We start from the raw sequence: 21,539 nt of genomic DNA on the forward strand, positions 1-21,539 counted from the left end.
CTTACTTATAAAATTATTATAAATAGAAGATTTGTCTATTTACTCTTTTGTTCCAACATTTTCAGCAGAACCATTACAGCCTCCGCTCTTGTTGTTTTGACTTCAGGAGCGAATTCATTTGATCCTCTACCTGCCATAATACCCAAACTCTTCAAAGCCGCCACCGCACCTTTCGCCCACCCCGCAATGCCTTTATCATCAGCAAAGTCTGTTACAGCATTTGACTCTGTCTTTAAGCGGAGTGCATTCGCAATCATTACCGCCATCTCTGTGCGTGTAATTGCTGCATCTGGTCTGAAGCTACCATCTTTATACCCTTTAATAATGCCCTCTCGTACTGCTTGCGAGACAGCCTTTAATGCCCAGTCTCCTATCTTCACGGTATCAACGAAAGACAGCTTAACTTCTTCTCCTTCAGGCTTCAATGCGTTCATCATCATGACCATAAATTGTGCACGCGTCACGAAAGCGTCCGGCTTAAATGTTCCATTGGGATATCCACTAACGATCTTACTACTAACAGCTTGCTTGATGCTTGCCTCCGCCCAGTGTCCAGAGATATCACTGAAATGAATATCTTTTACTGGGACAGTGCCATCTTTGTCTATAGCGAAGACGGCGTACTTCGTAAAGTGATCTACATTTACAGTTATACGGCTTCCATTTATGTTGCCGCCTTCAACTTCCACCCATACCTTCTTCACTTCATCATAATAGAAGACGGCAACAGTTTGATTATCCTTCAAGCTTGTCGGATCGAATGTTAAAGTCAACGTTACCGCTTTACGAAAATTCTCCGCGAAGTTTTTCAAGATCTCATAGATTGGGCTGACTAGAACCTCTTTATTCAGTAGTAGATTTTGAGTATTTGCCACTTTTTCTATCGTTAATTTCAATTCTTTGTCTGTAGCACCCATCGGTATGGTGATCACAATCGTATCACTTAAACTAACTTCCCCCACTTTACCTGCAGGAAGCGTTAATTTACCATCCGTTGCGATAACCTTGCTATCACTTGGAGATGATGGTGGGTTCGTTGGTGGCGAAACCTGCTCATTGACAACAAGAGCTGCTGCAATACTCTCCGCATGACCTGCCTCATTACTCACTACAACGGTGTAGTCGCCCGCATCGCTAACCTGCGAATTGGAGATATTCAAGGTAGCCGTCATTGCTCCACTAATACTTCCAACATCCGTTAACACATTACCGTCTTTCTTCCACTGATAACTGAGCGGTGTGTCGCCGCTGGCTGCAACACTAAACGTTACGTCCGCTCCCACCGTCACCGTCTGATTAGTCGGCTGCGTCGTGATCGAAGGAGTAACCGGTTGAACAGCCTTACGTTCAAACAAATACGTGTGACTTCGTTCAACAGGAATTACGTGCTCGGTGCTCGCAGCATAAACCTGGCCGCTAAACAAATCTGTTAGAGTCTCCGCGGTTGGAAATTTGAGTTTAATTGTTTCCGTCTTATTGGCATGAACACCCACATAAGTTTTGTTCATCATGAATAGCGCTGTTGAATCGGTATATTGAAACACATTCGATTTTTTTAATGCTAATTCAAACAATGGAAGCGTAAGGTTTCCAGATGCCGAATAAATAACCTGATAGTCAGGGCCTTCATTAAGTCCAGCTGTTATTTGTCCATTTTTTTGAGCCAGAGGAATCAAGTTACTAGTTTGATTAATCGTATAGGATGGCCCGAATTCATAGGATTGCATATTTTTAATCCCATTATCTATATCCATATTTTCTCTAGGTATCAATCCGACTTCTTGGTCTTTCTGCGCAGTTGTCAGATTTGCAAGCTCCTGGGTCGCACTCATCGCCCAAGTACGTTCGACATTAGACAATTGAATGTCCATGCCTGTCAAATCGCTTATCGTCTGAGCATCATAGGCTCCGTCTTCTGATAAAACACCGTCGGCCCAAAGAAAAATGGCAGTCTGTCCATTTTTCAAAACCTTATTGCGAATCATTTCACGTTGCTCCGCTGTATAGCTCCAGGTATTCGCGAAAACGTATACCTTATAAGGATCTAGCTCATTAATCTGATCAAGAAAGATCATATCGAATGGCACGCCAGCTCTCTGCCACAAATGCTTTGCAGTATCAAATAAGGCAAAGTACCTGGTGGGTGCCGTATATTTGTTATCATCGCCTAAATAGTAACGCATATCGGGATCGAAGACGAAAGCAACCTCAGCCACAGAAGAGCGATCCTTCTGGAGAGCTTCTCTCATTATCGCTTCTTGACGCTTAAATTCAGCAATTAGATCTGGATGATCATAACCGAAGCTCAGTTGAAAAAGAGTGTGATTCGTGCCATTCGTTAAAGCATTAGAGAATATTTGTCTTTGCTTCTGAATGGTTGTCGGCAGATCAGGCGTTCGTCCGAAGCCGTCGTCCTCAGCTGCCGTATATGTCCGAACATCATTCTCTATAAAAATAGCCTTCCCGTATAGGTTGACAGCTTTAACAGGAATAACAGGAACATTTGCACCATCCCCTAGCATCCTACCCACATAAGGCTCTTGGACATCGAAGTAATCAAAGTTCGGATCTTGGAGCAGAGGCATCAACCAACCAGAATCTTCGCCGACTCTGTTCGTAGTGTTATTCCATCCGAATTGTCCGTAAAAGTCACCTGTTCTAGCACCAACCAAGGCATGGTTCTGAGTCGCTTCTTTAATTACCCGGGCGAAATCCGAGAAAACCTCACGCCACTGGCCCAACAACAACGAACGGGTATCCAGAAAATGCTGGTTTACAGACGGTTGCAAGATAAGACCTGGTGGCACTGCATTAATTGTTGAGCTTGCTGATACCGGCATTGCTGTAGCTAAGGTTGCACTAGGATCCTTCCATGCCAGCTGTAAAGCAGCGTCGGTCTTATATTTCTCTGTCAGGTAAGTGCGGAAATCTGTAATCACCCGTGCATTATCATGAGGAATCAAGAAGTTAGCATCCATCGAGAAGCCGTTAAACAGCTCATAGCCAATAACTGCATGGCCCCAATCACTGGTTTGAATATGAGCGATCAGCTGGCGCAGCACCTCACGCGAAGTAGCCTTCCATTTGGGACTTAGATAATCAGGTATCCCCAACGGTCCTGGCATTTGAGAACCAACGAGAGCTCTTTCTCTATCATCTGGATCGGGATTAGCTGCATCCGGGTTTTTATCCGTCCACCACACAGCCCCATCGAAGGCAAGATCCAAAACTAATTTCGCGTCAGGACGCACATTCAAAATTCGTCTTGCCTGTTCATCAACGGATGACCAATCATATACATCGTCATCCAGCCATGTAGTTCGAAACATATTATTTAATGTGTTTTCTCCAACTGCAAAAGGTAGAGCAACAATCGGGTAGTCTATACCCCCTACTACATTTCGAAGGTAGTCATCACTCACATTAAACGGGAGAATTGACGTCCATAGCTGTCCACTGATCGGATTGCCATCCAAAAACATAGTCATAGCCCCATTGTTCATGCGCATCTGCACATCATGAGCCGGAGGCGTTAACAGAATTTGGTCGGCATCAAGCTTGTTGGTTGGCAGTGTAGCACTCACTAACGGCTGCCACACCCTCAGACTGTTTATCTTCATTGAAGCCGGATCAGCCCCATTTCCAACAAAACGAGTGCGCAGCGTAGAAATAACAAAATCTTCAGGCTGGTTAACGATCCAAGTCACTTTCACCGAATCTCCATTAACAGCAAGTGTCGGGTCAGGCAGCACAATAAAGCCCGGCTTAAACAGTGCAACATCCGCAAATTGACCATTTTTTAATGTGACATCCATCTCAATCCGGGTATTCGCCTGTCCGTGAACACTAATTTGTCCGGCATCCCAGAAGAGCGGGCCACTATCCGCCGCAGGGCCATCAACAGTAATCGTTTGATCCGCATAGGTCGTATTTGATCTAGGGACTACAGGATCAACCGGATATTGCGTTACATCCATTCCACCTACGAATCGTTCTGTCGTTTTCCAGATTTTCAAGCTGACAATTTTCAGAACAGTGGGAGCATTCATATCCGTTCTACTACCGTGCATACCCAATGCCGATAAAATGAAGTTGCCGCGTTCGTTGACATACCATACATAAGTAACACGGTTTCCGTTCTTAATTGTAAGATCAGGTGCAGACATTCCCTGTCCACCAAACTTTTGGAGTCCAGGCCCGTAGGTACCGTTTATTACTTCTGTCTCAAGAACAATTTTCGCCTTATTTGGAACATATAGCTGATTGACTCCCCACACAAAGGGACTAGGATTGGCAGCTCCGGTGATCGTGACCTCAGTGCCATTATACGTTACCCCATCACCGACAGGCGGATGGTAGGGAGTAATATGAGTATCCATTTCATTAATAAATTGATCTGAGGGAGACACTGGAACCACTGGTTCGTCAATACTAGCATAGGTTGGCGTAGCACTATTCAAAAACATCGCGCTAACTAGTGTAATTAGACATAAATAGATAATCGCTTTTTTCATTCGTTCCACTCCCTGATTTAGGATACACCCTCATAATTGAAGCGCTTACAATATACCGATTGAAGTTTGCCCGTCGCTTCTAAATGACAACAGCCCCCAAAACCTAAATCACAACAAAGACGCTTTGAATACAGTCTGAATCTTTTGCCTCCCCTCAAACGATATGCGCATCGTTCAGACTGATTATAGAATCCTCATTTTACTTTGTCAATAAATTAATTAAATGTAATCACTGTTTTAAAATGATGTCCGTTCAATTAAAAACCTTTAAAATGCTCATAATTTAGGAGTTATATTATATATTCATTATATTTTAATCATTAATTTATATCATTAAAACACTAATTTATCCCTTAAGAAAATTCATCACTTCCTGTTACAAAGGATAATCAAACTTTCTGATCGACCTAAAAAGGACCTTGCTCCGCAAGGTCCTTAGTTTAGGATTTGACACTGCTTTTCTCGCTTACTTCTCGTATTTCACAATAATTGCGTTGCTAATTTGGCGGCCTGGTGTCGTTAAATATTTGCCGTCTACATATAACCCGCTTGATGCGCCCCCGTCTAAATTCATGGCTTGGTAAGCTCCCACCTGTTTCATCATTTCCGCCAGCTGCGGGATCGTTGCTCCGCCTGTCGTGAGAAGTATGAGCTTATGGTCACGGGTTATACCGAGCGCACTTCGAGCGCCACCGCCCGTCAATATTTTCGGATCCTTGAAGCCTTCCGCAACAACGTTCAGTTCGACTTTCCCATTCTTAACTAAACGCGGACCTACCTGTACGCCACCTTCAATTGTAATGTTCTTAAACTGTTCCTTGTAATACGTACCTGATATAAGCTTAACAAGGTTATTCTTATCGAAGGTAAAGATCGTTCGGCGATCACTTAAGTCTTTTTTCCGCTGTTCACCACCGCTAACGATGTTCCCATACGGAATCTTAATATCCGATTTTGTGTAAGCATCGAAGAAAGATCCGTTGATCGCTACAGTGGCTCCATTCTTCTTAGCAATATTGTTCAAATCGTCTACTCGGCCAATCTCATTATGTGCCAGAGCAACACCTAATCTAATTTTGGGGTGCATAAGAGAGATCGTCACGACTTGAGTTTTAAAGCTTTTGCTTCCGACCTTAAGGGTCTTACTCTCACTTATAATCGGTTTACTATTGCTAGGATTAAGAGTTTGGTTAATAACGGGCAGCTCTGCGGTTTGTTGATCTAAAGTAATACTTACGGATGACGTGTCGTTTCTCCACTCCTGCTTGATGTTCAGAGCATTGGTAATAAAGCTAAGCGGCACGTATTTAATCCCTTGAGCAATGTAGGGAAGGTTTTTTAGTTCAATCTGCTCCTCATCGACGAATGCTTGTTTCTTTCCTATATACATGGAAATCTTGGTTTGCTCATAGGTCATATCAATCCGTTGTTCTTTCGAATCCCATTTCACATCGACTCCGACCTTACTTAAGAATTGAATGGGAACAAAGGTCGTTGATTTCGCAGAATCTAGGTAACCAAAGCTTTTAGGCTCTGTTGAAGCCCAACTGGTAGGTACGAAACATAAGCATAAGAGAAGTAGCAGCAAGATGATTTTTTTCATAGACGAAAGCTCCTTGTAATCTAGTTGTTATCACACCTTTCTTTTATCGGATAAGTAGGGCACCTCAATTAGGCTGGGATAACCTCAAGCCATTGGATACCGATCGAATTGCTCGTCGCCTTTAGCTCGATTCGATGTAAGCCCGCAGCAAGTTTAACTGGGTCATGCACTCGTTTCGTTTCCCATATGTTGTCGGCTAGCTCGATACTTCCAATCGTTTCACCATCTAATGAGACAGCAATCGCCGCACTATCGTTAGGAGTGGAGATACACAAATCAATAAAATATAGTGAAGCCTCTGAATTATTCGCAACTGTGAATTCATAAGAAGCCCAATCTTCAACAGCTAATTGCACATACATCCGCTCGTCTGCCTTCCACGGCTCCCCTTTGCTATGCTCAAAGCTGGCGATCTCCCTCGAGCTTTCAACAAATCGGATATCAACGCCATCTTGAACCCGGAAGCCAACAGAGCTACGACTCCGTCCCTGTACCTGATAGCTTAAGCCTTCTCCCTTATAACCATAGAAAATGGCCGGGATTCGTGCCGTAGGTCTCCGGAAAAGAGACAAGGTAACCTCTGGATGATAGACACATTCTGCGAATGAAATATTATGCAAATATTCCCACAAAATGCGCTCTGCAGTTGCCTCATCCGGTTTACTTCCTCCCTCCAAATAATCAATCAATAGCTGCCAACCAGACGGTATATTGACCGAGCAAGGGGAATTGTCCTTCCCCATCTTCTTCCACGTCCAAAAATTCCATGAGATATCATGATCCTCGAATAAACGAAATGCTCCCGCGTACCATTCCTTGTTATTCTCGCCACCCTCACCCATGTAGATCGGTACGTTCCACTCTGCTCTTTTGTCCAAATATACTTGAATACTCTCTGTATCTGGATTGTTCCAATACTTATGGAATTGAAGCATCACATTGTCATCGAATTTATGATCGAAGATCGACCAATCCGTGGCCCAATGCGCTCCCTCCAGAATAATCATATGGCGATCGTCTACTTCACGTATTGCTTTCGTAATGTCACGATAGAGAGGCATAATTTGATCATTATAAGCAGAAAACCAATTCGGTAGAGGCTCATTCAACAAGTCGTAGCCTGCGACAATCCACTCGTCCTTATATCGTTTAGCGAGCATTTGCCATAACTCAATCGTAATCTGTTTATTACGCTCACTAATGAACAATTCCGGTTGGTCATTCTCTGAATCATCAATGTTCGTGCCTGTTTGACCACCAGGAGCACCATGTAAATCCAGAATGGCATATAACCGATGCTCACGACACCATTCAATAGCCTTATCAATCATTAGCAAGTGCTGCTCATGATACTGGATAGCTTCCGTATCGCCTTCAATGATTAGAAATCTTGAATTTATAGGTATGCGTACGGAGTTGTAGCCATCTGCAGCAATTTGCTTAATATCGTCTTCAGAGGTATAACGCTCATAGTAGATTTGCCAGAATTGCTCGGCCTTCTCCTCCCCAACTAAATCCGTAACCATTCGCTCGATTCGCCTTGGACGGTCCCCTTCATTAGGGAACATCCACATATATCCTTCAGGGAGCATCCAGCTACCAAATCCGACTCCGCGAAGAAGAATTTCTTTTCCTTCACCATTGATTAGCTTCTGCCCGACCGCTTTAAGAAACCCAGTAACCTCATGCTCTTGTGCTATTGTCAAAGTCGTTCTCTCCTTCGTTAAGCTTAAAATCAGCTTGCTCTAGCCTTTGATAGCACCTTCAGCAATTCCATTGAGAATATATTTTTGTAGGATGAGATAAAAAATAACGACAGGAAGCATCGCCAGTATTAAAGCAGATAAAATGTTAGACCAGTCATTGCTATACTGGCCGAACAGCATATTCGTAGATAAAAGTAACGTATAGCCGTCTGAATTGGTCAGTATCAATAAAGGCAGTAGGAAATCATTCCACATCCACAGCAGATTTAGAATGGCAATTGTAGCCGTTACTGGCATCAGCAGCGGAAAAATGACCGCATAGAACAGCTTAAATTCCCCACATCCATCTATAATGGCGGCTTCATCTAAGTCTCGCGGGATAGACTTCACAAAACCATGGTATAAAAAGATAGCCATAGAAACGCCCAGTCCGATATAAATCATTCCCAATCCATATATCGAGCCCTGTATGGACAATTTGTTCGATATTTTTACGAGCGTAATCATAATGGAATGAAAAGGGATTAACATAGATAGGATGAATAGTCCAAACAGCGCAGAGCTTAATCCGCCCTTCGTACGCGATAGCTTATAGCCAGCTAAGGAAGCACACACAATAATACCGATTAAGCCAACTCCTGCAATCTGTATCGTATTCCATAAGCTCCGAAAAAAGTGGATTTTCTCAAAGGCACTCGCATAATTTTTGAATTGAAACTTGGTCGGTAAGGATAAAATGTTGGTCAGCATCTCGCTTTGTGTTTTCACTGAATTTAGAAGACCCATATAGATCGGAAATAACATGACAACGGCTCCGAGAATGAGGAAGAGAAAAATGAGAGCTGAGCCCACTCGGCGACTTAATCGATCACCTTTAGCATTAGCGCTTAGATGCATCAGACTTCCACCTCTCTTCTCTTCATGATCCATAATTGAACTATCGTGATGATAAATACAATCATAAATAAGATCATCGCTTTAGCACTCGCATAGCCATAACGATTACTCATACTAAACGCCTCTTCAAAAATGTTAAGCGCAATAACCTGTGTAGCCCTGCCCGGCCCACCACCAGTAAGCGCGAACACCGCCTCGAATACTTTGAACGAGTTATTCAAGGTCACGAATAGACCGATAGTAAGTGCAGGATAAATCATAGGCAGGGTGACGTTCCGAAACGTCTGAAATGCATTCGCCCCATCAATTGACGCTGCTTCTTTAAGCTGTTGAGGAACACCTTGAAGCGCCGCGATATAGATGACCATTAAATAGCCAACCCCACTCCAGAGGGAAAGAATAATAATGGCAAAGAACGAGAGCTTTGGATCGCCAATCCACGATTGGTCCAAAAATTTGAATGCCGTATGCTCCGCTATATACGGCAAAACTTTAGTGAAAATAAACATCCACATAAACCCGCCGATAATTAAGCTAATCATATTCGGCATAAAGAAGATTGTCCGAAACCAAACCTTGCTGCGCTTACGCGATTCGATCAATACAGCCAATAAGATAGCGAAAAAATTCGAAAGGATGACCATAAAAACAACATATTTTAACGTAAACCATATTGAGTCTAGGAAGAAACGATCATCTGTTAGCGCTTCGATGTAATTGCCAAAGCCCACCATTTTATAGGTGGGATTCAGTCCGTTCCAATCCGTTAAGCTGTACCAGCCCCCCCCGATAGAGGGGGCGAGTACAAATACGGAATAGAATAGGAGGGCTGGAAAAACGAAGGCTAACAGGGTGAGAGTTTTTTTCCTATTTCTTAAGAAACTCATATCCTATCACTCCTATACGATTAGCCTAGCCTCGAATTTTACTTCGTTGCTGCTTTAACGGCTGCTGCCCACGTTTTATCCATCGTTGCAATAAAGCCCTCTTTGGTCACCGACTTGGCATAATAGCTTTGAAGCAGCTTAGCTTGCTCATCTGTAACACCATTAGGAAGAGACAAATCCTGATACGCCTGCCCCTTCGCCACATAAGCCGAGGATTCATCTACCCATGGGCTCACCTTGAATTGGTGAACGGTTGAAATCGGGTTAAATTTCAATTGCTCGAACAAAGCGGAGGAGTCCTTCTCGTCAAGAATATAGTTCAACAAATCAAGAGCTACTTCTTTATTCTTACTTGTCGGTGACAATGCTAGAGAAGTAGATGTAGACAGGTTAATCTTCGTGTCTTTAGCATCATTACTTACTGGAAGTGCTGCAACGCCAATTTCAAACTCTGGATTTACTTTCAGAATCGCATCTGCATTCCAAGGTCCTTGAACCCACATCGCGGATTTGCCATTCGCGAAATCTGCTGCTCCCGCTTCATTGCCTACTTCGAAAGGCTTTTTGGTCCCATTCGCATTAATCAGATCAATGATGTCGAAGATAGCCGCAACATCCTTATATGATGCTTGACCTGCGTTCATTTTCTCAATCCAATCTGGGTGCTGAGAGGATACGATTCCGCCAAGCGATTGTGCAGTCATCAGCTGTGGTACCCAAGACTCTTGAAAAGCCAGCTGGAAAGGTGCAACGTTTGCCGCTTTCAGCTTCTCAATAACTGCTTTCATTTCATCCAAGGTGTTAGGTGGCGTTAACCCTAAATCCTTAAACATTTTTTTATTGTACAAGTATCCCCATGTCGAGCTTTCTAATGGAAGGACAACAACTTTACCATCGTAAGTTACCGTTTTCTTAATCGGCTCGTACAAGCTTTGAATAGCAGGTTGATCGGTTAGATCACTTAGGTAACCCGCATTATAGTAAGTCGGAATATCGTTCGCATGAAGCGTGAACAAATCCGGTGCATCGTTCGATGCGAGACGTGTTTGTAAGATTTGCTTTGCTTGATCAGAATTCGGCATTTCTGCCTTGATCGTTACTTCGATATTTTTGGTAGCTAATTCTTTAGCCTTAAATTGCTCGAAGTAAGCTTCGAACTGATCCTTATACTGTGGGTAGCTCATAAATACATTTAGCTCTACCTTTGTTGGCTTGGCTGGTTGTGATTCCGGAGTGCCTGTTGTCGTGCTAGCTGGTGCTGAAGGCTCAGCCTTGTTATTCCCGTTTCCACAACCTGCAATGACCGTTAACAGAACTACAGCAATCAGACTTAAATGGATGATTTTCTTCATGATTGATTTTTCCCCCTCTTGTTTAACTTCATCCCTAGTATGCTGGAAGCGCTTACGATTTTCATTGCAGGATATTAACGTCTTCTATTGCACAATATTGAGGTAGGCTTTGCCTCAATCGTATCACTCTTTTCCATTACGCAATTCTCCTGGAGCAAATCCATAATACTTCTTAAATACTCGGTAAAAATAAGAAACGTCTATATACCCAGTCATTTCAGCTGCATGCTTAATGGACAGCTTATGCTCGACGATCAGCTCTTTGGCCTTTTCCATTCTTTTATAGATAATGTAATCGTTCACGGTTTCCCCGCTGAATGCTTTGAAGGTTCGGCTTAGATGCTCTTTGCTAATATAGAAATGATCAGCTAGAGACTCTAGTGATATTGTTTCCTTATAATGATGATTAATGTAAGTGAGAACTTCATTCATATCTAATTTATTTCTTTTTTTGCGTATTTCTTGTACATCCTCTACCACCTGATTGTATATTCGTTCGACTCTTCCGATCATTTCGTTCACGGATGTCGGTAGGTTTTCCTCAGGAAGCCCCAGCTTATGCGCAACAATCCACTGATCCCATTCTTGCTCTAGCTCGCTTGCTGCTACAAAATCCTTGAGCATCTGCATTAAATCATCGTCAATTTCCATCAGGCTATTGCCCTCGAAGTGTTCAGTAGACAATAAATGCTGCAAAGTATTTAACGTATGCGAGATACCGGTAGCATTCAAATCCATTAAATATCCGTAAACCAGGTGACGGTATTCTAGATATTGATCCAAAATCGTCGAATCGGCCAGTAGAAGTGGCACGCTCTTAGTTAAGATCGAGATTTGCTTGGTCTGCTCCAATTCCTTCACACATTGTGCAAGTGCGGCGTTAAGCTCATCTGGATCGACTGGCTTAAGTAAGTAATCTTTGGCTTGGGAATGGATGGCCTGCTTAAGATAGACAAAATCATCATACCCGCTCATCACAATGATTTTGAGTAGCGGGTGTCGCTCCTTCAGAGCTTTCAGAAGATCCACACCATCTATGCCTGGCATTCTCATATCGGTTACGATAATGTCTGGCTGCAGCTCATCGATCAATCGTAAGCCTTCGGAACCATCCTCCGCTTCTCCAACGATCGTCAATTGTAAGGAGTCCCATTCACCTAGCTGCTTAATTACTTTTCTGGACCACGGCTCATCATCAACAATCATCACTTTATACATCTTCAAATCCACCCTTTACTTTCATAGGAAGCTTAAATAAGACGATCGTTCCCATGCCTTTCCTGCTATATATCCGTATGCCTGAACGTTCACCGAAATGGAGCTTTAATCGGGAATCCACATTTTTCAACCCAATCCCTTTCCTTCTTCCACTCGGCTCTTTATCAGGGAGGTTAATGTTACTTTCATTCCCAGATTGCATGTCATGACGAATTTCACGAAGCTTATCCTCATCTAAGCCGACACCACTATCCATAACGGCAATGAGAATGCGATTACGAATTTGCTTTATTCTTACTTCGACAGACCAGCTACCAGCCTTGCTTTGCAGGCCATGCTCGAACGCATTTTCCACAATGGGCTGTAATGTGAATTTAGGAAGTCGATACTCTAGAGAGGTCTCGTCATTGTTAACGATAACTTGGCATCGTCCGGTGAATCTTTGCTCTTGGATAAAAATATAGTTCTGCATATGCTTTAGCTCATCGCCAAATAAAACGAGATCGCTTCCGGTGCTTATCGAATACCTCAATAAATCTCCGATTACCCTAGTGACTCGGTAGATTTCCGGTGCATCCTTTTCTAATGCCATACCCCCAATTAAGTGCAGCGTATTATTCAGAAAATGGGGATTAATTTGCGCTTGTAATGTTCTCAGCTGCGAGGTCTTCATATCAATCTCTCTCTGGTATTCGACCTCAATTAGCTCTTTCATCCGCTGCATCATCGAATTATAACCATGCTCTAGCAAGCCGATCTCATCGGTATTTTTAACAGATTTCAATTCAAAGCTTTGAATTTCCGCCTTCCTCATCGTCCGAGCAAGACTAACTATCGGTTTACTGATTCGAAGTGAGATTAGAATGGAAAGGAGCACGGAAGCCACTACAAACAATATCCCAATGAGTATACCCGCTTTAATCGTAGCTTGTGCGCTCTGATTAATCGTTTCCACAGGGATCGCTTTAATAATGGTCATTTTCCCCTTGCTAACCTTCTGCATGAAAAAATGATATTTATTCGTTTTCTGAAAGCCCAGTCCCGTCTCCGGCACATCCAGACTGCTAATTAGAGCATAAGTTTCTTCTGAATCTTTGCCATTAGTCGAACCAGACAACAATTCACCTTCATCGTTGAGCAAGAAAACAGAGCTATCCTGCTCTGACTTAAGAATGCTGCCTATTTCATCCCAAACCTTACGGTTTATTCTAGCGGAGAGACCCCCGATTAGCTTGCGATCCTCGAACCGATTCATGCTATGAAAGGCATATATCCCATTAATCTCCTGCTTGAAATACATGTTAATAGGGGTATTCAGCATTCGGCTCCATGGCCCATTTTGAATATCCAGATAAGTACTATTTCCACTACTGGTAAAGTTCACAGATATCGCTTTTTTATACTCATGAATGTATAAGGTGAAATCATCGATTTTATTGGAGTTGGCATAGAATACTTGCTTGAGGGTATCACTGATGTATTTCTGCGTTGTAAATTGATCGCTTAGAATAGGAGTATCTACCGTGGCCAAGCTGCTCATTAACTGTGTATTAATCTGAACCGTATAAAATAAAGTGTCGATCTGCTGAATGAGCTCATTAAGATACTGATTCACCCATTCCATCCGCGAAACGTTCGCATTGATGATTTCCTGTTCAACCGAATGACGAGTGTTATTAGAAGCAAGCCATGTTACGGTTGCCACCGGTAAAGTCGTTAGGCATATCATCAGCACCATCAGCTTAAATCGAATCCCTATTGTTCTCTTCACAGCATGTCCTCATCTCGCTTATCAGTCTATCCTCTACTGAACTTCTTTATAATCCTACTGTAGAGATAGCCTGATAAGCTGTCAACGCTTACTCGAGAATGGATGCTCTGAATATTCTATGAAGCATTAAAGTGGCCGCGCCATAAAGAGCCCCCTTCTCGCCATAAGAAGCTGGTAGTAACCGATCCCTCGTAAATTCGAACGGGAAAGGAAATTTCTCCAGAGCAACTCTCAGCTTCTCCGAGAACTTAGCTGATCGGTTCATCCAGCCTTCAATAATGACTGCCTCAGGACTAATAAAGTTTACCGTACTAGTAATTAACAGCGTTGTTGTGCTCAATACCTGATTGAAGATCGGCTCCAACCAATCCTCATCTGCTTCGTAAAGAGCTATTATTTCCTCAAAGGTCTGTGGTATTGCTCGACCAAGCTCTGCCGAGCGTTGTTGGCATTTCTTGAGGATAAAAGGACTAGTAAGGATGGTTTCCACACAGCCCCTCTCGCCGCAATTGCATATCTCCCCATCAGGATCAACGGGAAGATGGCCAATTTCACCTGCGCCTCCTTTATATCCCGAATGAATGTGTGAATTAAGGATAATCCCCGCGCCTATTCCTTCGTTAATCGTCATATAGAGCAGGCTATTCTTATCCTTACCTGCCCCTGAATAATGCTCCGCAAAGGCTGCCGCATTGGAGTCGTTCACGATTTTAATAGGAACTTGCGGGAAAAAGACCTCGAGTTGTTTTCTCAGATTAAAATGAGATAGCTTCAGGAAGCTGGAATAGACAACTGTCTCCTCCAGCTCATCAATAATACCTGGTGTAGATATCCCGATCCCCTTGATAAGCTTCATATTTAAGCCTTCAACCTGATTCATACAGCTAATTAGCGCTGCATTAATCTGTTCACCTAAAGAATCGTTTCCGGTAGCTATCTTCGTTTGATATTCCGAAATGCATTCGCCATGCAAATTCATAAAGGCACATATGAGAAAGTTATTGCCGAGAGAAATTCCAATCACATATCCACTGTCTTTATTGATTTGCAAGGAAATCGCTTTTCTTCCTGCTCCTGAGGAAATTTGCTCACCTATTTCTTCGACGTAATTTTTCGTTATCAGCTCTTCAATAAGCACAGAAACAGTCGTTGCGCTAAGCTGAGTAATGACTGAGAGCTCCTTTCTTGTTAGTCTCCCTTCCTTATGAAGCAGATTCATGATCATTGCGGTATTCATTTCTTTCATTAGCTGCAGATTACCCTTAATACGTACAATGACTCATTCCTCCTGTTAGCTCTTTTTCAACGCGGATCTGGCTTGGATATCTAATAATAGATGGACATATTTAGCTCCAATTGAAATGCAAAACAGAGCAAGCGGCAAACCAACCGCTAATAAAATACCTATATTGTCCCAATGGGGAACTAGGTCAGACGAATAAAATCCTTCTGGATAGAAAAGCTTTTTTACAATCCAATTCTGGAAAGCGACGGTAAGGTAAATGGGAAACAGTATGGCGACCGACATTACTGTGGATCTCATCAGATAATAGGTGAATTGCATTACACCTAAAATAACAGTAAGAATGGATACATAAAGCACAAGAGTATACGCAAACCATTCCATACATGACGATAATTGCTCCATTTCCATTCGCCCCATACTTATGCTAAGCGCAATTCCAAGTACAAAAGCCACCAACAGCGCCCCAATAATTCGAATAACGGTAATTCCCATCCCTGCTATTTGCGAGAGTATTAATGAGCGACGGGAAAGCGGAAAGCTCAACCACCATTGCATATGCTTCCGGTCTATATTTGCCTTATTCATCATTAAGATTGAAGCTAACAATACAGGAAGCATTAATAATACTTGCAGCATTTCTATTAGGTCCTTAGAATCCTCAGAAGATAAAAATGCACCCAGCACAACGACTGCCAACAAGCTATATTTAATAATCTGAACGAGCTTAATAGAACCATAATACCGATAACGTTCCCGTTCCAAAGCATACAGGGCAGCAAATCCACTTGATCTGCTCTTTTGATGAGTTAACTTACTGCTGCTCTTGCCTAACGAATTAGAGGAAGCCGTAGATTTCATAACTAAGCGAATATCCGCCATATTTTTCAATCCTGTCGTTGAAATCAATCTCATTAGCAAAAAGGCGATAGGCCATCCAATGATGACGATACCCGCTGAATAGAGCAACAAATAACTGGGTGAATTTGCTTTGAAATCTGAGCTGTCCATAGAGAAAATGACTCCGAATAGGGCGTAAGAGCTCTGTGTCAGCAATAGATAGGGAATCAATAGCCATCTGGTCCAGCCTTTGTACATCGTACACACTGCCATTCCTATTAGTACCGTAACAGGAATACTCACTAAAGCTAATAACAGATTTGCTCCAACCATGGCTGCCAGCTGTCCTATAGGCATTAACTTCATCTGCCCTAAAGCCAGTGCAACCCCATAGTAGAATAGACATGCAAGCTGAATAAGAATAACAATTCTAAAGCCTACTTTCATAAAGCTCAAAGATTTGGCCTTTGCCAAGACAGATCGGGGGTGTGGTAGCATCAGCCACCACTCTCTATACGGTTGCGCCCAAATCATCGCGATATGCACCATAGATAACGTCATTATTATTAACCATGACATAGCCAATCCGACAGTAAATACAATGGCTGGGGAATCATAATTCCTAAAGCAATATAATCCTAACACTACTAATAAAGCGATATAAGATATCGTTATCCCTAAGCCTCTTCTTGTTAGGCTAGGCAACGATGAGCTGAATTGACTAAATTCTAACTTCGTTAAGCTTCTTAATGTTGTCATGCAAACACTTCCCTATAATGGGATTCTACCGATTTTCCAGCACGCCGCAGCTGCTCTACGTCGGCAACACTCTGAACCTGACCATCCTTAATCAAAACTAAGCGATCGAACAGCAGCTCCATTTCTCGAATATCATGTGTTGCAATTAGGAAAGTTCTCTCTCCATCCGCTAACTCACTAACAACAGTCGAAGAAATTTGCTCACGGGAAATCATATCTACTCCAGTAAAAGGCTCATCCAGAATAACAAGCGGCGCGCTGCGAGCCAAGCATGTCAACAGCTGCAGTCTTGCTTCCTCTCCCCTAGACATGACCGATATCCGAGATTCTAAATTGATCTTAAGGCTAACAATTAACTGCTCCGCCCTCGTATCATTCCAATCGGGATATAAGCTTTGAGCAAAGGAAAGCCACTTCCCTGCTGTTAACCATCCTGGAAGATTTCCACGGTCCGGTAATAGTGACAATTTCCCGAGTACAGCTTCTCCCGCAGGCTCTCCAAGCACATGTATAGATCCGGAGTCAGGCGTGGACAAACCTGCAATCATGCGCAGCAGCGAAGACTTTCCTGCTCCATTAGGTCCAAGCAGTCCAGTAATACTTCCCCTTGGAACCCCAAAGCTTACTTGGTCCAGTATTTTTTTCTTCTTTGCTTTCAGACATACATCACGGCAATCAATGGCATTGTCTTTTCCAGATGAGAAGGTTTCATTACTGTAATTGGAATTGTCCATTATGCTTCCTCCTGATCGGCTAATTGGATCATCTCGTTAACGGTTAGCCCAAGGGACTGAGCAATGTCCTTGAACTGACGAACAGCCTCTACCGCCATCTCTTTACGCGCCTCTTGAATAGTATCCGCCGAATTTGTCACGAACGTCCCTTGGCCTCTATAAGTCACAATTAATTTCTTCCTCTCTAGCTCTTGATAAGTCCTAGCTGCCGTAGTCGGATTAACACGCCTATCTGCTGCAAGATCTCTGACAGAAGGAAGCCGTGAACCAGCCGGAATAAGACCACTGACAATACGAGCACGGATCTGCTCAACAAACTGCTCATAGATCGGACGTGAAGGATCAGTCTGAAAATGATCGGGCAGCAACTCAGTTTCTTCTTTCATGAATTCAACCCCACTATATAGCTCATTTAGAGCTATTATTGTAACGCTTGTTGTAACGGGTGTATGGATACATGCCATACAATATGCAGTTAGTGTACCATGGGGGACCATACAACCGCAAGACCAGAAATTGCTCGTTCGGCCGCTTCTCCCCGATTAACGCACTGACGGCTACTTAGATTTGCTCGTTCAGACACTTTTCCTCGATTAACGCACTGACGGCTACTTAGATCTTCTCGCTCGGACACTTTTCCCCTAATAACGCACTGACGGCTACTTAGATTTGCTCGTTCGGACGTTTTTCACCAATTAACGCACTGACGGCTACTTAGATCTTCTCGCTCGGACACTTTTCACCGATTAACGCACTGACGGCTACTTAGATTTGCTCGTTCGGACGCTTTTCACCGATTAACGCACTGACGGCTACTTAGATTTGCTCATTCGGATTCTTTTCCTCGATTAACGCACTGAGGGCTACTAACAACCTCCGCAACAGTCGATCATATCGCTTAACTCTGCTACAAATCGGGTTGGTGGTAGGACTCATATGTTGGCGCTTGTATTTGAGTGCTGGTATGTTGGGGCTACTATGTTGGGGCTACTATGTTGGGGCTACTATGTTTGGGGCTACTATGTTGGGGCTACTATGTTTGGGCTACTATGTTGGGGCTACTATGTTGGGCTACTATGTTGGGGCTACTATGTTGGGGCTACTATGTTGGGGCTACTATGTTGGGGCTACTATGTTGGGGCTACTATGTTGGGGCTACTATGTTGGGGCTACTATGTTGGGGCTACTATGTTGGGGCTACTATGTTGGGGCTACTATGTTGGGGCTAGTACGAGCTCAACTCAAACAAAAAAAGCCATCCCTCAGCCAATTTCATAGCTGGAGATAGCCCCATTTACAATTACCTTAAGATGCGTCTGCAGCGACCAGTAATGCTGCACCGATGGCACCCGCTTCTTTACCTAGCAGAGGTGTAACAATTCGCAGACCTGCAGCCATGGATTTAATGGCACGATCAGCAATGACTTGATGCATCGGATCTAGTAAAAGGGGGCCAATGCTTGCCGCCCCGCCGCCAATAATGATTACTTCCGGGTTTATCGCATGTATAGCACTAATAAGTCCCGCACCAAGCGCCTGTCCAGCCTCTTGAAGAACTCGCACAGACAGCTCCTCGCCCTCGGATGCTGCTTCTGCTACATGACGAGAAGTAATTGGATTTCCTCCCGCTTTCTCCAATAACAATGCAGCCTTCTCTGGAAGCTCTGCCGCCTCCTGCTGAGCTCTTCTAGCAATTGCAGTGCCAGATGCATACAGCTCCAGACAGCCGACATTTCCACAAAGACATCTCGGGCCATTCCAATCAATCGTGATATGGCCTAGCTCTCCCGCACTCGAATCTCTACCTCGAATTAACTGACCGGAGCTAACAATTCCAGCCCCAATTCCCGTCGACACGGTAATAAAGACACAATTTTTCGTTCCTTTGCCAGCACCTACCGCCCATTCCCCGTAGGCTGCCGCATTTGCATCATTTTCTATATTCACACGCACACCGAAAGCCTGCTCCAATTGTTTGCCTAGAGGAATATTAATCCACCCTAAGTTGGATGCTTGCGCAACAATACCTTCTTCGGCAATCAATGTACCAGCAGTAGCTACTCCAATGCTAGCCAAGGAATAACTAGGCTCCATGCAATTTTGCAGCAATTCAATCATTCGCTTAATAACAGCTTCGGGGCCTTCTTGAGCATTCGTGCTCGTCTCCGATTTTTTCAGGACTTCTCCCGCTTCATTCAGGAGAACGACCAACAGTTTAGTCCCACCTAGATCAATACCTGCGTATACTTTATTATGCATGTGGTCCTCCAATTAAGTTCTATACTTCTCCAAGCACACGAGTCTCGGAATCATCTATTTGATAGTTTAGCATAATTAATACGGAGAGGAAAATAAATACCATTTTACACCCAATTAAATAATAATCCCGCTAGATTCGTATTCATCTAATAGGTAAACTAAACGCTTTAATCCAATCTCTGGCTATTAAAGCCGGGAGAGGCTTGCTAAACAAAAATCCCTGAATACAATTACATTCATATTTTTTAAGATAGTCTAATTGAACATATTTCTCTACACCCTCCGCCACGACTTTCATCCCCATCCCCTTAGCCAATTGAATAATGAGTCCCGTTAATGGCTGATCTTCCTGGTTTTCCGGAATGTGCTCAATGAAGCTCTTGTCAATCTTAAGCGTTGTTATCGGCAGCCTCATTAAGTGACTTAGTGACGAGAACCCCCTCCCGAAATCATCAAGAGCAATATTAATACCATACTCTTTTAACCGAGTCAGCTTATCCGCAACTAAATCCATAGATTCAATCATCATTGACTCTGTAACCTCAAGCTCCAAGTAACAAGGGTCTAGACCTGTTTCCCGCAAAATATCTAGTACCCGTTCCTCAAAACGATGCCCAATCAGCTGAACAACCGAAACGTTAACTGAGACAATCGGTTTATTTTCCTCACTCTCATGAATACCACGAATGAATTTGCAGGCTGTCCGCAGTACCCATTCTCCCATAGGAATAATCAAATGCGACTCTTCTGCAAGCCGTATAAATTGATCTGGTGGAATTCTACCTAACTCCGAGCTGTTCCAACGAATTAACGCCTCGAAGCCCTCAATACGTGAATTTTCTAAATTGATTTGTGGCTGATAATGAAGCTCAAATTCTTCATTTTCTAACCCGTATCTTAGAAGCCGTATCATATCTGCCCGCTGTTGTAACGGCATACTAAAAGAAGCATCATAGAATGCAAGCCCATTTCCACCCTGCTTCTTAGTATGGTATAGAGCAATTTCAGCATTTTTCATCAGCTGCTCAAGTGTCCGACCATGGATTGGAAAATGGGAGATTCCGATGCTTCCAGTCATATGCATGCGATGCTCGTCAACAACACAAGGCTTCTCAAACAAGCTAAGTAACTGCTCGACCCTTAATGGCAACCTATCGAGAGGCTCATGGGAAACAATAATCCAATCATCTCCACCCAATCGGTACAGCTGCTCCGAGGCTAGTAGCTCATTGACCAATCTTTTGGAAAACTCCTGAACTAATCGATCTCCAAACGCATGTCCAAGCGTATCGTTAACGTATTTAAATTCATCTAGATCCAAGTGAAGCAACGAGGTGTTTTTGTGCAAAATTACAATCTCATTCAGCGCCAGCCTATTCGGCAATCCGGTTAGCTGGTCTCGAAAGGCAATATGGCGCAGCTCCTCCCGGCTATTAAGAAGCTCCATATATTGATTGTGAAGCTTGCGCTCTGCCACCCTCATTCGAAGAGTTGCTTTATAGATTAAATAGAACAATAAAATGGCCGTCATCACGATATACGACCAGCCCTTAATCAGACTCATTTGCTCAAACATCTCTTTGTCTTGTACGAGAGAGCTTAACGCCTTATCCGAGAACAAAATCCATAATGCGCCGCAAATCAAATAAATGATAGAAATTCGCAAAGAGGCTGCGAACGGCATTTGTACTTTATAAGCTTTGATTTGCTCATGGCCCTGTTTCGACACGGATTGTCCTCCCTGCATTCTATGTTC

At 43.3% G+C, this 21,539-nt stretch carries 14 protein-coding genes; all 14 read right to left on the minus strand.

Going from position 1 to position 21,539, the window contains the following annotated elements; all coding sequences use genetic code 11:
* Positions 1 to 35: 35 nt before the first annotated feature.
* The 14 genes from KCTCHS21_RS23760 to KCTCHS21_RS23825 all read right to left on the minus strand — a co-directional run bounded on the left by KCTCHS21_RS23760 (position 36) and on the right by KCTCHS21_RS23825 (position 21,512).
* Positions 36 to 4,514, minus strand: coding sequence for an S-layer homology domain-containing protein (locus KCTCHS21_RS23760; protein ID WP_130614040.1), 4,479 nt, complete (start codon positions 4,512 to 4,514; stop codon positions 36 to 38).
* A 466-nt stretch (positions 4,515 to 4,980) separates the two neighbouring features.
* A complete protein-coding gene (locus KCTCHS21_RS23765; RefSeq protein ID WP_130614042.1) occupies positions 4,981 to 6,117 on the minus strand; it encodes a phosphodiester glycosidase family protein in 1,137 nt (378 codons plus the stop codon).
* 68 nt (positions 6,118 to 6,185) lie between these two features.
* Entirely contained in the window at positions 6,186 to 7,823 is a 1,638-nt protein-coding gene (locus KCTCHS21_RS23770) for a cellulase family glycosylhydrolase (protein WP_130614044.1), read from the minus strand.
* A gap of 39 nt (positions 7,824 to 7,862) precedes the next feature.
* On the minus strand, positions 7,863 to 8,720 hold the full coding sequence (locus KCTCHS21_RS23775; protein ID WP_130614046.1) for a carbohydrate ABC transporter permease: 858 nt from the start codon (positions 8,718 to 8,720) through the stop codon (positions 7,863 to 7,865).
* The gene (locus KCTCHS21_RS23780) at positions 8,720 to 9,607 is read right to left on the minus strand and encodes a carbohydrate ABC transporter permease (RefSeq protein WP_130614048.1); all 888 of its coding nucleotides are present in this window, start codon (positions 9,605 to 9,607) and stop codon (positions 8,720 to 8,722) included. Before KCTCHS21_RS23780 ends, KCTCHS21_RS23775 begins: the two co-directional genes overlap by 1 nt.
* A 38-nt stretch (positions 9,608 to 9,645) precedes the next feature.
* Positions 9,646 to 10,959 carry an ABC transporter substrate-binding protein gene (locus KCTCHS21_RS23785; protein ID WP_130614050.1) on the minus strand — a complete coding sequence of 438 codons (1,314 nt, stop codon included), beginning with the start codon at positions 10,957 to 10,959 and terminating at the stop codon, positions 9,646 to 9,648.
* A gap of 123 nt (positions 10,960 to 11,082) precedes the next feature.
* Positions 11,083 to 12,177: a response regulator gene (locus tag KCTCHS21_RS23790; protein ID WP_130614052.1), complete on the minus strand. Its 1,095-nt coding sequence runs from the start codon at positions 12,175 to 12,177 to the stop codon at positions 11,083 to 11,085.
* Positions 12,170 to 13,948 carry a sensor histidine kinase gene (locus KCTCHS21_RS23795; protein ID WP_130614054.1) on the minus strand — a complete coding sequence of 593 codons (1,779 nt, stop codon included), beginning with the start codon at positions 13,946 to 13,948 and terminating at the stop codon, positions 12,170 to 12,172. The genes KCTCHS21_RS23790 and KCTCHS21_RS23795 overlap by 8 nt, the downstream gene beginning before the upstream one ends.
* Before the next feature lie 88 nt (positions 13,949 to 14,036).
* A complete protein-coding gene (locus KCTCHS21_RS23800; protein WP_130614056.1) occupies positions 14,037 to 15,194 on the minus strand; it encodes an ROK family transcriptional regulator in 1,158 nt (385 codons plus the stop codon).
* 45 nt (positions 15,195 to 15,239) lie between these two features.
* Complete coding sequence (locus KCTCHS21_RS23805) at positions 15,240 to 16,790, minus strand: hypothetical protein (RefSeq protein ID WP_130614059.1); 1,551 nt, start codon at positions 16,788 to 16,790, stop codon at positions 15,240 to 15,242.
* Positions 16,787 to 17,524: an ABC transporter ATP-binding protein gene (locus tag KCTCHS21_RS23810; protein WP_130614061.1), complete on the minus strand. Its 738-nt coding sequence runs from the start codon at positions 17,522 to 17,524 to the stop codon at positions 16,787 to 16,789. Before KCTCHS21_RS23810 ends, KCTCHS21_RS23805 begins: the two co-directional genes overlap by 4 nt.
* Positions 17,524 to 17,910, minus strand: coding sequence for a GntR family transcriptional regulator (locus tag KCTCHS21_RS23815; RefSeq protein WP_130614064.1), 387 nt, complete (start codon positions 17,908 to 17,910; stop codon positions 17,524 to 17,526). The genes KCTCHS21_RS23810 and KCTCHS21_RS23815 overlap by 1 nt, the downstream gene beginning before the upstream one ends.
* A gap of 919 nt (positions 17,911 to 18,829) precedes the next feature.
* Positions 18,830 to 19,783, minus strand: coding sequence for an ROK family protein (locus KCTCHS21_RS23820; RefSeq protein ID WP_130614066.1), 954 nt, complete (start codon positions 19,781 to 19,783; stop codon positions 18,830 to 18,832).
* 142 nt (positions 19,784 to 19,925) lie between these two features.
* Positions 19,926 to 21,512 carry a putative bifunctional diguanylate cyclase/phosphodiesterase gene (locus tag KCTCHS21_RS23825; RefSeq protein WP_162309365.1) on the minus strand — a complete coding sequence of 529 codons (1,587 nt, stop codon included), beginning with the start codon at positions 21,510 to 21,512 and terminating at the stop codon, positions 19,926 to 19,928.
* Between the last annotated feature and the right edge of the window lie 27 nt (positions 21,513 to 21,539).

The organism is Cohnella abietis (assembly GCF_004295585.1).
Taxonomy (GTDB): domain Bacteria; phylum Bacillota; class Bacilli; order Paenibacillales; family Paenibacillaceae; genus Cohnella; species Cohnella abietis.

What these genes read in the sequence shown, in the direction of transcription:
- KCTCHS21_RS23805 (WP_130614059.1), bottom strand. Translation starts at nt 16,790, where the DNA reads ATGACAACATTAAGAAGCTTAACGAAGTTAGAATTTAGTCAATTCAGC.
- KCTCHS21_RS23800 (WP_130614056.1), bottom strand. Translation starts at nt 15,194, where the DNA reads ATGAAAGAAATGAATACCGCAATGATCATGAATCTGCTTCATAAGGAA.
- KCTCHS21_RS23790 (WP_130614052.1), bottom strand. Translation starts at nt 12,177, where the DNA reads ATGTATAAAGTGATGATTGTTGATGATGAGCCGTGGTCCAGAAAAGTA.
- KCTCHS21_RS23815 (WP_130614064.1), bottom strand. Translation starts at nt 17,910, where the DNA reads ATGAAAGAAGAAACTGAGTTGCTGCCCGATCATTTTCAGACTGATCCT.
- KCTCHS21_RS23775 (WP_130614046.1), bottom strand. Translation starts at nt 8,720, where the DNA reads ATGCATCTAAGCGCTAATGCTAAAGGTGATCGATTAAGTCGCCGAGTG.
- KCTCHS21_RS23780 (WP_130614048.1), bottom strand. Translation starts at nt 9,607, where the DNA reads ATGAGTTTCTTAAGAAATAGGAAAAAAACTCTCACCCTGTTAGCCTTC.
- KCTCHS21_RS23810 (WP_130614061.1), bottom strand. Translation starts at nt 17,524, where the DNA reads ATGGACAATTCCAATTACAGTAATGAAACCTTCTCATCTGGAAAAGAC.
- KCTCHS21_RS23765 (WP_130614042.1), bottom strand. Translation starts at nt 6,117, where the DNA reads ATGAAAAAAATCATCTTGCTGCTACTTCTCTTATGCTTATGTTTCGTA.
- KCTCHS21_RS23785 (WP_130614050.1), bottom strand. Translation starts at nt 10,959, where the DNA reads ATGAAGAAAATCATCCATTTAAGTCTGATTGCTGTAGTTCTGTTAACG.
- KCTCHS21_RS23760 (WP_130614040.1), bottom strand. Translation starts at nt 4,514, where the DNA reads ATGAAAAAAGCGATTATCTATTTATGTCTAATTACACTAGTTAGCGCG.
- KCTCHS21_RS23820 (WP_130614066.1), bottom strand. Translation starts at nt 19,783, where the DNA reads ATGCATAATAAAGTATACGCAGGTATTGATCTAGGTGGGACTAAACTG.